Below are 14,163 nucleotides of genomic sequence, written 5' to 3' on the forward strand. Positions count from 1 at the left end.
TTCACCTACGCAGCGGATGGGAGATGCCCTGAACGCCCTGCGTCCGCAACGACTACGCACAAAAGCCGCTTCGTCATTACTACCTCACTGGCTGGACGGCTATTCGGAATGCAATTCTTGCTCCTCTCGCGTGCTGCTAGCACACGTCGAATCAGCAAATTGCCCTGTCGCCTATCAGGGACTAAAAATCAACACTTCGCTAAGCTCCGTTTCCATGATCTTCCATCAGTGTTCCCATTGAAAGAAGAAGCACCTAAACAAAGCAGCCTATAACCTACCTGAAGGTAGCACCACTCGAATATCTCCATCTTTTTGATTTTAATCACTTATAACAGCAAATAGACACTCTGTAGGCACCGTAAAAGAACAACAAATAATTTCAAATAAAGCTTGCAATTGCCGAAAAAAATTTTCTAAAAATTTCATCAGTGTTACCCTATCACATGCGCGCCATGCTACCTCACGAAATTCCGGGACTCCTGTCGCCGTAATTCGTTCACCTACGCAGCGAATAGGAGATGCTCCAGCCGCCCTGCGTCCGCCACAGACTGAGCACAAAGCAGCTCAGTCATGGCTACCTCAAATGGCTCTACGGCTATTCGGGATAAAATTTTAGCCTCCCTCGCGCGCTATCGCGCACTTCGGATTGGAAAATTTCCCTGCGCCTTCTGGAGACTATCAGCCCATCCGGGGCTGACAGCGATTGAGGCCGTGAAACTAACCTCGCCACAAGAGAGCTCATAAAGCACTGTAAAGACATTCCTGTTATTATTGCGTTTTGAACTGCCCGAATGGTATACGAGCTGATACGAGATATTCTTGCCTGGAAAAATACAGGCGCGCCATGCTACCTCACGAAATTCTGGGACTCCTGTCGCCATAATTCGTTCACCTACGCAGCGGATGGGAGATGCCCTGAACGCCCTGCGTCCGCAACGACTACGCACAAAAGCCGCTTCGTCATTACTACCTCACTGGCTGGACGGCTATTCGGAATGCAATTCTTGCTCCTCTCGCGTGCTGCTAGCACACGTCGAATCAGCGAATTGCCCTGTCGCCTATCAGGGGCTAAAAATCACCACTTCGCTAAGCTCCGTTTCCATGATTTTCAGCGATGGATTCACAAAACGATCTCGTTTTTGAGCCTGTTGCTGCCTAATCTCCAGAGCCTCGCTATATTTTTTATCCGATGGATGAATCAATTCTGGCTGTTGTGTTTTTGAAATCTCTTCAAACACGCGCATTAAATTATAGCTCATTGCAGTCAGGCGCATTTGATTTTCAAGTGAGCGGGTATTGGAAGACCAAGCTTTAGTTTCCTTGAAATTACTTTTACTCGATGTTCAAGTTTTTCCAGCCCATTGCCATCAAACTCTTACCTTCACCCAGCAGAACAATACTTTAATGATGGTGTTGGCTCTAAGCGCCCTCGCTGAAAATCATGGAACGGAGCTTAGCGAAGTGGTGATTTTTAGTCCCTGATAGGCGACAGGGCAATTCGCTGATTCGACGTGTGCTAGCAGCACGCGAGAGGAGCAAGAATTGCATTCCGAATAGCCGTCCAGCCAGTGAGGTAGTAATGACGAAGCGGCTTTTGTGCGTAGTCGTTGCGGACGCAGGGCGTTCAGGGCATCTCCCATCCGCTGCGTAGGTGAACGAATTATGGCGACAGGAGTCCCGGAATTTCGTGAGGTAGCATGGCGCGCCTGAAATCTCTGCCAATCATATGTTTTCCTGATGGCATCAGTTGAAACACATCCTTTATTAATTCACCTAACTCTTTCAGCTTATCACCAGGATCTGGAAACTCTAGCAATGACGTGATGAACTCAAGCAGTACATCCATTTGAGACTTGCGCTGTAAGCTTCCTACGGTATACGCAGGTAGTTTGCTTTCAATGCGGGCTATTTGCTCTGGGTGAAGGAGAAGGCAATGGTCAAACAAAAGACTCAGAATCAGGCCACGGCTTGATCCCTCTTCATCTAATTGTTTGGCCTCACGCCCCCATCCTTCATAAAGCTTCCAGTCCTCAAAGAAAACCTCAATCAGCCATCTCAACGTATAGGCTTGAATAATATCTTGTGTGCGCCAAGTCAGGTCTGTCGCCACTAAATAGCGATAGTCGTTTTCACCCTCATATTTTAAGGCAATGACAAAGCGTTTTTTACTGTGAGAACTCACCTTCAATCGTGCACTGCTGACAGTCACTTTAATCTCTTTGCCGCCACGTACACGTATTATCTGATCAATGCCTTTGTTAATCGAATTAAAGTAGCTCTCGACTGACCTTATTCTACCTCTATATTCAATATTTTGGTTTTTACGTAATTGGCTAATCACCTGCGAGCCTCCAGATTCTTTAGCGGCTTCGTCCATAAAGGCTTTTTCACCATACAGCGCATCAGCCAGTACGCCTTTAATTTTAATCAGGCTATGCGCAACTTTAAACTCTTTTAATAAGCCTAATGCAATCTCTGTTTTGGTCGGGTAGGCACTGTCACGTTCAGGCTTAATAGGCCGATCTTTTTTTGCTATACCGCTCTTTTTCAACCGTTTATCTTCTTTATCCCACTGCTTTAAGGCTGGATCCGGCATATAAAAGAAAAAACCGACAGGCACTGTAATGGATGAGGTAACTAGCAGCAATAATACTATCGTTTGTCCATTAACATACCCGCCGGAGCCTTTGTGTTTCTGCTTGTAAACCTTATAAATACGTTTTGTAGACTTAGATCGTGCTCGGTCTGATTCATCAAAGGCCAACACACCTTCAGTAATGCCATAACGTTTTAAAATTAAGACCACACTCACCCGTAGCAACCAGTCCCAGGGTATACTTGCTTTACAAAACACCCAGGATAATGCGGCTACTTTGCAGTCTCCAAGGCTTGCTCGCTCAAACTTAGCCCAGCAAACAGAGTTCATTAGCAGTATGCCCGTTAAACAAGTGCCCAACCAAGCGGCTTGAATCCGTGTCAAAGCGGCTCCGGGTTTTAGCTGATTGAGCGCATCATTTAAATCGTCAATATAGCTTTGGATAAAGGTGGCTGGGGCATTCATTAACATGGGCTTACACCGATAAAATTACAACAACCTCAGAATACCTGATTTTACCTTCTCAATATCAAAAACTTGAACATCGAGTTTTAGTGTTATTGAATGTCTTTTCAATCGTCCATCGCTTGAAATACAGCATGGCAATGGTTCCAGGGTTAATAGTCATTGGCAAGGTTGTCACAAACCGGTGAAGTTTTCCGGTTTCTGGATCACGGTAATCCACCACGTTAAATTTGATGCCCTTGTTTTCGTACACACTGTATGCTTCAACTCCTGTATTGATCTCATGCTGGGAGTCAAAAGGGATAGACTCAACCAGAGTCGCAATTGAATTTTCTTTTAGCATTGAAATCATGTAATTAGCATGTCGTTTCTGCCGATCCCACCAGATAAAGTCGGTGACGGCTTTATCGTAGACATAGAGATGTCTCTGAGTTCCGTTTGTCACCAGACAAAAAAATCTGAGCAACCCACTTCTGAGATTCAACGCGTAAATCTCCCCGGCCGCATAAACTTTCCCCTTGCTGTTTTTTTCAGTACGGCAGGCATGATCAATAAAATGTCCATCCGCTGCTTCTATGGTGTATTCGTCAAGTTCTGGGAATGCTTTAAGATAATCAATGCCTTGCGATAGCAGTGTTTCAGCGTGAAGATGATAGCTCTGCTGTTCAAATGCCTCAAGCATACTTGTTCGTCTATGCGACTTCAGTGATTCAAAATACGTTGAGTGGGGAAGCAGCTGGCCATAAATCTGTTCATTGGTTTGGAGGAAATGACGACCACTATCGACTACACTGATACAGCGTAATAACCCAAGGCGAATAAAGTCGATATCCTTCAACTCTGGGCATGAACGAGCCCACAAAGGATGACGCTCTGCTAACAGGGCACGTTCCATACTTTCATTGCAGTGTTGGTGAATATGTTCAGAGAGTGGTAGGTCTTTAAGCATGGGTGATATCCGTTTATGAGGTGATTAAAACGGAAATTTTTAGAAAATTTTTTTCGGCAATTGCAAGCTTTATTTGAAATTATTTGTTGTTTTTTTACGGTGCCTACAGAGTGTCTATTTGCTGTTATAAGTGATTAAAATCAAAAAGATGGAAATATTCGAGTGGTGCTACCTTCAGGTAGGTCATAGGCTGCTTTGTTTAGGTACTTCTTCTTTCAATGGGAACACTGATGATAAACATGGCAAAACCACCTAAAATAAACCTCGATACACCAGCATTGTGTATTTCAGCTACTCAATAATTGGGAAACTTCAGATATCAACTTTAGCCTGCTTTAAGCGCTTCTCAGCGCTGAGTGTTTCCTGTCTTATCTGCTGGGGGCGTAGCTTCAATTTATTTAACTCAGTTTCTAGCTTGCTTAATTTATCATTCAGCGTGCGCAACATTCCTTTTGAGTTAACGATCTGCAATGCTAGTTGTTGTTCTGAATAGTGCTGGTCCGGATTAAATAACTCTGCATACTCCCGGATCATTGTGGAAGTTGGCTTATTTCTTAGTGTTTCTGCTGCAGTCTTCAATATGTCTTGATAGTAACCGGCTAGAAACGTAAACCATTGCTGATCAGCGATATTTTCATCCGACAGTTGATACAGGTTCATCTCTCTGGCTTTACTTTCTGGGTCGACTCCTGGCTTAGCTGCCAGCTTATCCATTTTCTCTTGCAAGCTATCACGTGAGATGTCGAACGAAACCACCTGCCCAGTAGTGACCTCGGCACAGACAATACTCTGAAATGAAAAAAACTAACACCAAAAGCACACAAAAATAGCAAGTGTTTAATATGCAAAATAAATCCTCCTCAAAAATTCTTCCTGATCACCCAGCTCTGAACACCCTACCTACAAAAAATACGTCTGAATTAGGCATACGCATGCCTAGTCACGTGAAGTATAATAATCCTACGGAAATTGAAGAATACACCTTAACCCTAGAAAACATAGTTGATCGCCATGCAGCTTACTAAGCTGAAGTTTCCCAATAATTATTTATGGTAAAATTGAAACTATGCTACAACTATATGAAAAAAATAGTCTTTTCATTCGGTTCAAATGCTATTGCCTAAGGGGAATTAAGTAGGGGTTTGCTATAAACATGGCAAAACCACCTAAAATAAACCTCGATACACCAGCATGGTGTATTTCAGCTACTCAATAATTGGGAAACTTCAGCTTACTAAGCAACTGAATATTTAATAAAATGATCATAAACACTTACCACCTGCTGGGTGAGTATACCCCGCTTCATGATTTTGTGAATAAATCTGCGTACTCAACTGCGAGTTTTAGCTTAATGATAGCCCATATTCGTTCTATTTCTCAGTATCGAGCCGTAAGTCATGCCTAAGAAGCAAAGCTACGATGTACTCATTATAGGAAGTGGAGGAGCAGGCCTAAGCCTGGCACTTAAACTGGCAGACCGGTACCAGGTTGCAGTGTTATCCAAATTTGCACTGACAGAAGGCAGCACCTATTATGCCCAAGGTGGTATCTCTGCAGTACTGGACTCTCAGCCGACATCAATTGAATCGCATATACAAGATACCATCATTTCCGGCGCTGGTTTATGTGACCCCGAGATAGTCAGGCTGACAGTCGAGTATGGCAAAAAAAGTATCGACTTTTTGCGTCATCAAGGTATGTCTTTTACCGAAAGACAAAATAAAAAAGGCGATGCTGAATTACACCTAAACCAGGAAGGCGGGCATTCAGAACGGCGTATCGTGCATCATGATGACGCAACCGGGAAAGCGCTCTCGTTATCACTGATAGATAAAGCTAGGCGACACCCTAATATCGTATTACTAGAACATCACAACGCCATTGATTTAATTACCGCGCATAAGCTGGGCTTTAAGCAGCAACGCATCTTAGGTGCCTATGTTTTAGATACACATAGTAAACAGGTAAAAACCTTTACAGCAAGCACCGTTGCACTTGCCACTGGTGGTGCGAACAAAGTCTACCTGTATACCACAAACCCGCATATATCCACCGGTGACGGCATTGCCCTGGCCTGGCGTGCGGGCTGTCGTATTGCCAATATGGAATTTATGCAGTTCCACCCGACATGCCTGTATCACCCGGATAACAATTCATTTTTAATCAGCGAAGCAGTGCGCGGTGAAGGCGGTAAATTGATATTACCCAATGGTTCAACGTTTATGCAGCACTATGACGCTAGAGCCGAACTCGCACCGCGGGATATTGTTGCCCGTGCCATCGATCATCAAATCAAGAAACACGGAATAGATTGCGTGTATCTGGATATTAGCCATAAACCTGCCGTGTTTATTAAAAGTCACTTTCCATCGATTTATCAACAATGTCTTAAACTTAATATTGATATTACCAAAAGCCCAATTCCAGTCGTGCCTGCCGCCCACTATACCTGTGGTGGTGTAATGACCGACAGCTATGCAAAAACCGATATCGCCGGTCTTTACGCCCTGGGAGAGGTCGCACATACAGGACTTCACGGTGCGAATCGTATGGCGAGTAATTCATTATTAGAATGCCTGGTGTTTGCCGAGCGTGCCAGAGAAGACATTCTGAGACATAAACTTGATGAATCTATGCCCGTCATTCCAGACTGGGATGAATCACAAGTGATAGACTCGGATGAAGAAGTCATGATTGCACACAACTGGGACGAGTTGCGCCGTTTTATGTGGGATTATGTCGGCATAGTGCGTAGCAACAAACGCCTGCACAGAGCAGCTCACCGTCTGGAATTATTGAAAAATGAAATAGCCGATTACTATCATCATTACCGTATCAGCAACGATTTATTAGAACTACGCAACCTGGTAATTGTTGCTGACTTGATTATCCAAAGTGCCCTGGCACGTAAAGAAAGCCGTGGCTTGCACTATACTCAGGATTACCCTGAACTAGATACCACCCAGAATCCAAAAAATACCATATTAACGCCGCCAGTTGACTAAAGCTTATAATTTGTTTTTTTGTATTAAAGAGAATAGAGACAACTGAGGAAAGGCATATGCACAGGTTGAGCAAATTATTACTCAACCGAAACTCAGGCGCGCCATGCTACCTCACAACATTCTGGGACTCCTGTCACCAACATTCATTCGCCTACGCAGCGAATGGGAGATGCCCTGGTCGCCCTGCGTCCGTCTCAACTACTCAACTACGCACAAAACCCTGCTCAGTTAAGTCTACCTCAAATGGCTGGACGGCTATTCGGAATGCAATTCTTGCCTCCCTCGCGCGCTACTAGCGCACTTCGGATCAGCGAATTGCCCTGTCGCCTACCAGAGACTAAAAATCATCACTCCGCTTAGGCTCCGTTTCCCTGATTTTAAGCGTACGCTGAGTAGTTACCACAGACTTTTATCCATAAAGGCACTAATGACCGCTGGCGTGATATCCTGCAAAAAGACGAGTCATTATTATATCAACAATATGCAGAACAAGAGCTTGGTTAAGAATGTTCCCAATGGCTAGTAACTGGCACAATGCCTAATCTGAAATTGTAAACAGAAGTACATATCAAAGCCCATATATAATTTACCCTATTAGAATTTAAAAATTTCAATGTGCTGACATGATTTTTATTTTATACTTGTATGTTGATTAATATTTATTAAGTTGCATTTATAGAGGAAACCATGACCAAACCATTTATCTTGCATATGTTCACTACTGCAAAAAACCTCAGTCCTTTTGATGTCAATATGACTGTTGATGCGGGCGGGCGGGCTGGCAGCGATACCTTATATAAATGTTGAGCCTGATGTAGTCTGTAGCCTGGTTCAGGATACAATTTTTTCGCGTAGTCCAAAAGGTTTAAAAAATACCGGAATTTTTATAGGCGGTCGCGACACACAGCAAGCAATGGATATGCTGGCAAGCGCACAAAAATCGATGTTTACTCCCTTTGAAGTCTCCGTATTTGCAGACCCTAGTGGTGCATTTACAAAGGCTGCAGCAATGGTTGCTGTTGTTGAAGATAAATTAAATACAGAATTTGATACCACTCTGGAAGATAAAACAATTTTAGCTTTAGGTGGCACAGGACCCGTTGGCCAAATCGTTTCAGTTCTGGCGGCTCAAGCGGGCGCGAATGTAACAATTATCGGGCGTCAATTAGACAAGGCTCAGCGTATTGCAGATATGTGTAACCAGAAATTTGGCGCAGGTAAAATTAGCATTGCGGCAGGTGTTGATACCAAGAAAGCAGAGTATATTAAAACTGCTGATGTCGTTTTTGCCACTGGCGCAGCAGGCATTGAATTATTAAGTGCTGAACTAGTTACCTCTGCAACTCAATTAAAAGTAGCCGCAGATGTAAATGCAGTGCCACCCTCAGGTGTCGTTGGATTAGATGCTTTTGATAATGGTACAGCCATTGTGGGGTCTAACAGCGGAGCTATAGGTGTTGGTGCATTAGCCATTGGCAATGTAAAATATCAGGTTCAAAGCATGCTTTTAAAGAAAATGACCGAAGTAGAAAAACCTATTTTCTTACATTTTGAACACGCTTTTGCAACGGCTCGCGAGTTTATCCAGGCAGCCAAATAATGCACTTAATTTTGTGCGACTCATTCGATCAACTCGACTAACTACCTAAGGAAACCTCATGGCTAAAAGAAGCATATTACACATGTTTGACCCGCTGCCTAATAACAGTCCTTTTGATGTCAATATGGCATTAGACTGCGATTTCGACATTTTAATGCCTTATGCCAATGTCAAACCGGAAAGCATGCATCGAATGACTCAGGATGTTATTTTCTCGCGTGGGCCTAAAGGTGTTAAGCAAACTGGTATTTTTATTGGTGGCCGGGATTTAGGTGTGGCAATAGATATGCTCAATAGTGCAAAAAAATCCATGGTTCCACCTTTTGAGGTTTCGGTTTTAGCTGATCCTAGTGGCGCATTTACCACTGCTGCCGCGCTGGTTGCCTGTGTGGAAAAAGAGCTCAATGCTAAATTTAATAAACAGCTAAAAGACTGTAAAGCTCTGGTTTTTGGTGGCACAGGCCCGGTCGGCATTGCAACCGGTGTTATTGCCTCCCTAGCTGGCGCAGAAACTATTCTGGTAGATCATTTCTCCGAGGATGAGGCTCAAAGCCTGGCTGACGAGTATAACCGCCGTTTTGAATGTAATTTATCTGGCACTGTCGCGACCTTTGATGAAGATAAAATAAAACTTATCGAAGATGTGGATTTGATTTTTTGTACAGCTAAAGCAGGTATTCAGATTTTAAGTACCGAAGTATTAGGCCACGCCAAACAACTTAAAGTAGTCGGTGATGTTAATGCCGTACCACCTGCGGGTATTGCCGGGGTACACGTCAATGATTTTGGTACGCCATTGGGAGGTACAAAAAATGCGGTTGCAGTCGGCCCCTTAGCGGTAGGTAATATTAAATACAAAGTGCAGCATGCCCTGCTTAGCGCTATGCTATCAGGTAATAAGCCAGTTTATTTAGACTTTATTGCAGCTTTTGAAAAAGCTAAGGAAATCTTAGAGTCATAGCACTACTTGCTTTGCTGTAGAGCGGACTTCAGTCCGCTTTCTCCCAAAGCCCACCCTGCGGATATAATCGCGGACTAAAGTCCGCCCTACAGGCCTCAACAGAGTTAATTCTGCAGGCATTTATTACACGGACTCTGCGTTTCTTTATCCATCCCCCAAAATATCTAATACAGCTCCTAATATCTCTCGCGGGACTGTTGCAATCGGGGCAAAAACATAGCGGTTTGCTTTAGCTTCAATAGAATCCAGAGGTGCCTGCTCTACTGTGGGATTAGCCAGATGGCCAGTCACTTTAATAGGAACATCGCTATCAAATGAAACAGGCAAAATAGCATTGCTAAGAATATTCTTTTTTTGCAAATGATAGATAGAATTAATCGTTTCATTCGCTAAATTAATCTGTTCTTTTCCCCGAATTAACAGCTTAGGCCCGTCTATAAAAAAAACGTTGGAGTTGATAATGCCCTGCTTAATCTTATATTGTGCCAGGCCGCATGAGATCTGTATTTCATCAGCAGAAATACCCTGACTGAAAAACCAGCCCACTGGATTGAGAAAGACTATCTCCATTTCACTTCTGCTTATCGTTTCATTTTCTAGTGCAAAACTGACTTCTCCATTTATGTTTGCAGCAATTTCATGTATTCTCCCACCTTTCCCTGTTAATTTACTAACAAGGCTAAATTTACCTTTCCGGGTCTGTACAGATTTTTTCTGGCCGAAAAAATCTGTACCCTTAAATTGTGGCGTTTATTTTTCCCGTCATTTCTGGCTTACCATTAATATATGACAAAAATAAATCACTGCTCATCCTTGCCCGACCAATCGTACTATTACCTTTATAGTTCGCTTTAGCTTTGCTCTCTAATATTAGTTGTACGAAACTGCCTTCGGCAATTTCATGAGCATCTGTAATCAAGGACAGAGTACCTTTAACCTATCTTCGTGACATATACAGTCAATTTCCCATTATTTCAATGAGTCAAATTTTCAATCGGCCCCAGTTGGCACTACAGGTTTCATATCAACGATCGTTTTAACTTTTCCAATCGGGTCGGGGTTAATATTCAACGCAGTGTATATTTGTTTTTGTCTGGTTTCTGCTTTGCTTGTGGTTCGCAGGTGAATGATTGTATCGTTATCCGTGGGTAAAGTAATGGTCATGCTCGGGGAGTCGCTATTTTTGCGAAAGCTTGTTTTGGGCATCCCAGCCCAAGCAAGCAGCAAAAACTTAACGCGACCACTTATGCCTCCGGCGGCCCCGATTCGTCCTCGTCACCTCGTCCCGACCCAACAAGGGGTCGGAACATAGGCTCCAAATGACTTGACGCCGTGTCGGATGGCCTTTTATTTTGTCTCCACCTTCGCTAACGCTCAGACTCCGACAAAACAACGGCCCTACGGCTATCGCGGACTAAAAATCTTCACTTCGCTAAAGCTCCGTTTCCAGGATTTTCAGCGTTAGCATTGAAATCATGTAATTAGCATGTCGTTTCTGCCGATCCCACCAGACAAAGTCGGTGACGGCTTTATCGTAGACATAGAGATGTTTCTGAGAGCTGTTATTTCCCTTGTTTTGCTTTTCAATATGATCTCGTAACACAGGTATTTCTTGATGCCTCTGAGTTCCGTTTGTCACTAGACAAAGAAATCTGAGCAACCCACTTCTGAGATTCAACGCGTAAATCCCCCCGGCCGCATAAACTTTCCCCTTGCTGTTTTTTTCAGTATGGCAGGTATGATCAATAAAATGTCCATCCGCTGCTTCTATGGTGTATTCGTCAAGTTCCGGGAATGCTTTAATATAATCAATGCCTTGCGATAGCAGTGTTTCAGAGTGAAGATGATAGCTCTGCTGTTCAAATGCCTCAAGCATACTTGTTCGTCTATGCGACTTCAGTGATTTAAAATACGTTGAGTGGGGAAGCAGCTGGCCATAAATCTGTTCATTGGTTTGGAGGAAATGCAGGCGCGCCATGCTACCTCACGAAATTCCGGGACTCCTGTCGCCATAATTCGTTCACCTACGCAGCGGATGGGAGATGCCCTGAACGCCCTGCGTCCGCAACGACTACGCACAAAAGCCGCTTCGTCATTACTACCTCACTGGCTGGACGGCTATTCGGAATGCAATTCTTGCTCCTCTCGCGTGCTGCTAGCACACGTCGAATCAGCGAATTGCCCTGTCGCCTATCAGGGACTAAAAATCACCACTTCGCTAAGCTACGTTTCCATGATTTTCAGCGGCGGCCACTATCGACTACACTGATACAGCGTAATAACCCAAGGCGAATAAAGTCGATATCCTTCAACTCTGGGCATGAACGAGCCCACAAAGGATGACGCTCTGCTAACAGGGCACGTTCCATACTTTCATTGCAGTGTTGGTGAATATGTTCAGAGAGTGGTAGGTCTTTAAGCATGGGTGATATCCGTTTATGAGGTGATTAAAACGGAAATTTTTAGAAAATTTCTTCGGCAATTGCAAGCTTTATTTGAAATTATTTGTTGTTTTTTTACGGTGCCTACAGAGTGTCTATTTGCTGTTATAAGTGATTAAAATCAAAAAGATGGAAATTTCGAGTGGTGCTACATTCAGGGTAACTACTCAGCGTAATTTAAACTCATAACAGATTGATTTAAAATAATAATTAATGTATCTCTCTGGATTTTAGTCCAATTTTCACCCCTTTTTAAAGGTGAAAATGACTAAAGTCAGGTTAAATTAAAATATATCCATTTGATTTTAAAGTTAAAAAACACGCTGAGTATTTACCATTCAGGTAGGTTATAGGCTGCTTTGTTTAGGTACTTCTTCTTTCAATGGGAACACTGATGATGTTTATAGCAAACCCCTACTTAATTCCCCTTAGGCAATAGCATTTGAAACGAATGAAAAGACTGTTTTTTTCATATAGTTGTAGCATAGTTTCAATTTTACCATAAATAATTATTGGGAAACTTCAGTTATGCAACAGCGGAGTCCTTATATTCAGCACGCGAAAGCTAGAACGTTTTATTTTTTATTGCGGCCTATATACTTATTCCAGCATCAGTGTTCCCATTGAAAGAAGAAGTACCTAAACAAAGCAGCCTATAACCTACCTGAAGGTAGCACCACTCGAATATTTCCATCTTTTTGATTTTAATCACTTATAACAGCAAATAGACACTCTGTAGGCACCGTAAAAAAACAACAAATAATTTCAAATAAAGCTTGCAATTGCCGAAAAAATTTTTCTAAAAATTTCCGTTTTAATCACCTCATAAACGGATATCACCCATGCTTAAAGACCTACCACTCTCTGAACATATTCACCAACACTGCAATGAAAGTATGGAACGTTCCCTGTTAGCAGAGCGTCATCCTTTGTGGGCTCGTTCATGCCCAGAGTTGAAGGATATCGACTTTATTCGCCTTGGGTTATTACGCTGTATCAGTGTAGTCGATAGTGGTCGCCATTTCCTCCAAACCAATGAACAGATTTATGGCCAGCTGCTTCCCCACTCAACGTATTTTAAATCACTGAAGTCGCATAGACGAACAAGTATGCTTGAGGCATTTGAACAGCAGAGCTATCATCTTCACGCTGAAACACTGCTGTCGCAAGGCATTGATTATCTTAAAGCATTCCCGGAACTTGACGAATACACCATAGAAGCAGCGGATGGACATTTTATTGATCATGCCTGCCATACTGAAAAAAACAGCAAGGGGAAAGTTTATGCGGCTGGGGGGATTTACGCGTTGAATCTCAGAAGTGGGTTGCTCAGATTTCTTTGTCTGGTGACAAACGGAACTCAGAGGCATCAAGAAATACCTGTGTTACGAGATCATATTGAAAAGCAAAACAAGGGAAATAACAGCTCTCAGAAACATCTCTATGTCTACGATAAAGCCGTCACCGACTTTGTCTGGTGGGATCGGCAGAAACGACATGCTAATTACATGATTTCAATGCTAAAAGAAAATTCAATTGCGACTCTGGTTGAGTCTATCCCTTTTGACTCCCGCCATGAGATCAATACAGGGGTTGAAGCATACAGTGTGTACGAAAACAAGGGCATCAAATTTAACGTGGTGGATTACCGTGATCCAGAAACCGGAAAACTTCACCGGTTTGTGACAACCTTGCCAATGACTATTAACCCTGGAACCATTGCCATGCTGTATTTCAAGCGATGGACGATTGAAAAGACATTCAATAACACTAAAAGTAATTTCAAGGAAACTAAAGCTTGGTCTTCCAATACCCGCTCACTTGAAAATCAAATGCGCCTGACTGCAATGAGCTATAATTTAATGCGCGTGTTTGAAGAGAGTTCAAAAACACAACAGCCAGAATTGATTCATCCATCGGATAAAAAATATAGCGAGGCTCTGGAGATAAGGCAGCAACAGGCTCAAAAACGAGATCGTTTTGTGAATCCATTATTTTTCCAGGCAAGAATATCTCGTATCAGCTCGTATACCATTCGGGCAGTTCAAAACGCAATAATAACAGGAATGTCTTTACAGTGCTTTATGAGCTCTCTTGTGGCGAGGTTAGTCTCACGGCATCAATTGATAGGGGAACACTGATGCGG

21 protein-coding genes and 2 pseudogenes are annotated in these 14,163 nt (G+C 43.0%); 10 read left to right on the plus strand and 13 right to left on the minus strand.

What is annotated here, in order from left to right:
* Nucleotides 1-16 precede the first annotated feature (16 nt).
* Nucleotides 17-241, plus strand: coding sequence for a hypothetical protein (locus tag K6984_RS15795; RefSeq protein WP_221896396.1), 225 nt, complete (start codon nt 17-19; stop codon nt 239-241).
* A 77-nt stretch (nt 242-318) separates the two neighbouring features.
* On the opposite strand, the gene K6984_RS15800 is transcribed toward K6984_RS15795, so the two are convergent.
* Nucleotides 319-558 (minus strand): hypothetical protein, encoded by a 240-nt coding sequence (locus tag K6984_RS15800; RefSeq protein ID WP_221896397.1) that lies wholly within the window; start codon nt 556-558, stop codon nt 319-321.
* Between the two features lie 71 nt (nt 559-629).
* Nucleotides 630-947: a hypothetical protein gene (locus K6984_RS15805; RefSeq protein ID WP_221896398.1), complete on the minus strand. Its 318-nt coding sequence runs from the start codon at nt 945-947 to the stop codon at nt 630-632.
* Between K6984_RS15805 and K6984_RS15810 the strand changes: the two genes are divergently transcribed.
* A complete protein-coding gene (locus tag K6984_RS15810; protein ID WP_221896399.1) occupies nt 904-1,143 on the plus strand; it encodes a hypothetical protein in 240 nt (79 codons plus the stop codon). The genes K6984_RS15805 and K6984_RS15810 overlap by 44 nt on opposite strands.
* Here K6984_RS15810 and K6984_RS15815 read toward each other — a convergent pair.
* The 5 genes from K6984_RS15815 to K6984_RS15835 all read right to left on the minus strand — a co-directional run bounded on the left by K6984_RS15815 (nt 1,062) and on the right by K6984_RS15835 (nt 4,724).
* Nucleotides 1,062-1,274 (minus strand): hypothetical protein, encoded by a 213-nt coding sequence (locus tag K6984_RS15815; RefSeq protein ID WP_221896400.1) that lies wholly within the window; start codon nt 1,272-1,274, stop codon nt 1,062-1,064. The two genes, K6984_RS15810 and K6984_RS15815, sit on opposite strands and share 82 nt — an antisense overlap.
* A gap of 165 nt (nt 1,275-1,439) precedes the next feature.
* A complete protein-coding gene (locus K6984_RS15820; protein WP_221896401.1) occupies nt 1,440-1,640 on the minus strand; it encodes a hypothetical protein in 201 nt (66 codons plus the stop codon).
* 20 nt (nt 1,641-1,660) lie between these two features.
* Nucleotides 1,661-3,067, minus strand: coding sequence for a transposase (locus K6984_RS15825; RefSeq protein WP_221896402.1), 1,407 nt, complete (start codon nt 3,065-3,067; stop codon nt 1,661-1,663).
* A 58-nt stretch (nt 3,068-3,125) separates the two neighbouring features.
* Nucleotides 3,126-4,010, minus strand: a complete 885-nt coding sequence (locus K6984_RS15830; RefSeq protein ID WP_221896403.1) for a hypothetical protein — start codon at nt 4,008-4,010, stop codon at nt 3,126-3,128.
* A 312-nt stretch (nt 4,011-4,322) separates the two neighbouring features.
* Entirely contained in the window at nt 4,323-4,724 is a 402-nt protein-coding gene (locus tag K6984_RS15835; RefSeq protein WP_221896404.1) for a hypothetical protein, read from the minus strand.
* 683 nt (nt 4,725-5,407) lie between these two features.
* Between K6984_RS15835 and nadB the strand changes: the two genes are divergently transcribed.
* The 4 genes and pseudogenes from nadB to K6984_RS15855 all read left to right on the plus strand — a co-directional run bounded on the left by nadB (nt 5,408) and on the right by K6984_RS15855 (nt 9,576).
* Nucleotides 5,408-7,015 (plus strand): L-aspartate oxidase, encoded by a 1,608-nt coding sequence (nadB, locus tag K6984_RS15840; protein ID WP_221896405.1) that lies wholly within the window; start codon nt 5,408-5,410, stop codon nt 7,013-7,015.
* A gap of 162 nt (nt 7,016-7,177) precedes the next feature.
* Nucleotides 7,178-7,375 (plus strand): hypothetical protein, encoded by a 198-nt coding sequence (locus tag K6984_RS15845; protein ID WP_221894617.1) that lies wholly within the window; start codon nt 7,178-7,180, stop codon nt 7,373-7,375.
* A gap of 327 nt (nt 7,376-7,702) precedes the next feature.
* Nucleotides 7,703-8,615, plus strand: a pseudogene (locus K6984_RS15850) (NAD(P)-dependent methylenetetrahydromethanopterin dehydrogenase).
* Between the two features lie 58 nt (nt 8,616-8,673).
* A complete protein-coding gene (locus K6984_RS15855) occupies nt 8,674-9,576 on the plus strand; it encodes an NAD(P)-dependent methylenetetrahydromethanopterin dehydrogenase (protein ID WP_221896406.1) in 903 nt (300 codons plus the stop codon).
* Between the two features lie 144 nt (nt 9,577-9,720).
* Here K6984_RS15855 and K6984_RS15860 read toward each other — a convergent pair whose 3' ends face one another.
* The 3 genes and pseudogenes from K6984_RS15860 to K6984_RS15870 form a co-directional block, all read right to left on the minus strand.
* Nucleotides 9,721-10,146, minus strand: a complete 426-nt coding sequence (locus K6984_RS15860; protein ID WP_476693193.1) for a hypothetical protein — start codon at nt 10,144-10,146, stop codon at nt 9,721-9,723.
* Nucleotides 10,147-10,312: 166 nt separating this feature from the next.
* A complete protein-coding gene (locus K6984_RS15865; RefSeq protein ID WP_221896407.1) occupies nt 10,313-10,495 on the minus strand; it encodes a hypothetical protein in 183 nt (60 codons plus the stop codon).
* Between the two features lie 71 nt (nt 10,496-10,566).
* Nucleotides 10,567-10,746: pseudogene (locus K6984_RS15870) on the minus strand (hypothetical protein); the annotation flags it as partial.
* A 13-nt stretch (nt 10,747-10,759) separates the two neighbouring features.
* On the opposite strand from K6984_RS15870, the gene K6984_RS33855 reads away from it, so the two are divergent.
* Together K6984_RS33855 and K6984_RS33860 are read left to right on the plus strand one after the other, a co-directional pair.
* Nucleotides 10,760-10,888: a hypothetical protein gene (locus K6984_RS33855; RefSeq protein WP_263458596.1), complete on the plus strand. Its 129-nt coding sequence runs from the start codon at nt 10,760-10,762 to the stop codon at nt 10,886-10,888.
* A gap of 27 nt (nt 10,889-10,915) precedes the next feature.
* The gene (locus K6984_RS33860; protein ID WP_263458618.1) at nt 10,916-11,041 is read left to right on the plus strand and encodes a hypothetical protein; all 126 of its coding nucleotides are present in this window, start codon (nt 10,916-10,918) and stop codon (nt 11,039-11,041) included.
* Here K6984_RS33860 and K6984_RS15875 read toward each other — a convergent pair.
* Together K6984_RS15875 and K6984_RS15880 are read right to left on the minus strand one after the other, a co-directional pair.
* Complete coding sequence (locus K6984_RS15875) at nt 11,009-11,554, minus strand: hypothetical protein (RefSeq protein ID WP_221896409.1); 546 nt, start codon at nt 11,552-11,554, stop codon at nt 11,009-11,011. The two genes, K6984_RS33860 and K6984_RS15875, sit on opposite strands and share 33 nt — an antisense overlap.
* Nucleotides 11,473-11,655, minus strand: coding sequence for a hypothetical protein (locus K6984_RS15880; RefSeq protein WP_221896410.1), 183 nt, complete (start codon nt 11,653-11,655; stop codon nt 11,473-11,475). Before K6984_RS15880 ends, K6984_RS15875 begins: the two co-directional genes overlap by 82 nt.
* Between K6984_RS15880 and K6984_RS15885 the strand changes: the two genes are divergently transcribed.
* A complete protein-coding gene (locus K6984_RS15885; RefSeq protein ID WP_221896411.1) occupies nt 11,612-11,845 on the plus strand; it encodes a hypothetical protein in 234 nt (77 codons plus the stop codon). The two genes, K6984_RS15880 and K6984_RS15885, sit on opposite strands and share 44 nt — an antisense overlap.
* Here K6984_RS15885 and K6984_RS15890 read toward each other — a convergent pair.
* Nucleotides 11,817-11,999 (minus strand): hypothetical protein, encoded by a 183-nt coding sequence (locus K6984_RS15890; RefSeq protein ID WP_221896412.1) that lies wholly within the window; start codon nt 11,997-11,999, stop codon nt 11,817-11,819. The two genes, K6984_RS15885 and K6984_RS15890, sit on opposite strands and share 29 nt — an antisense overlap.
* 860 nt (nt 12,000-12,859) lie before the next feature.
* Between K6984_RS15890 and K6984_RS15895 the strand changes: the two genes are divergently transcribed.
* Entirely contained in the window at nt 12,860-14,158 is a 1,299-nt protein-coding gene (locus K6984_RS15895) for a transposase (protein ID WP_221893851.1), read from the plus strand.
* Nucleotides 14,159-14,163: the final 5 nt, after the last annotated feature.

Origin of the sequence: Bathymodiolus japonicus methanotrophic gill symbiont (assembly GCF_019721995.1) — a bacterium.
Classification (GTDB): Bacteria; Pseudomonadota; Gammaproteobacteria; order Methylococcales; family Methylomonadaceae; genus Methyloprofundus.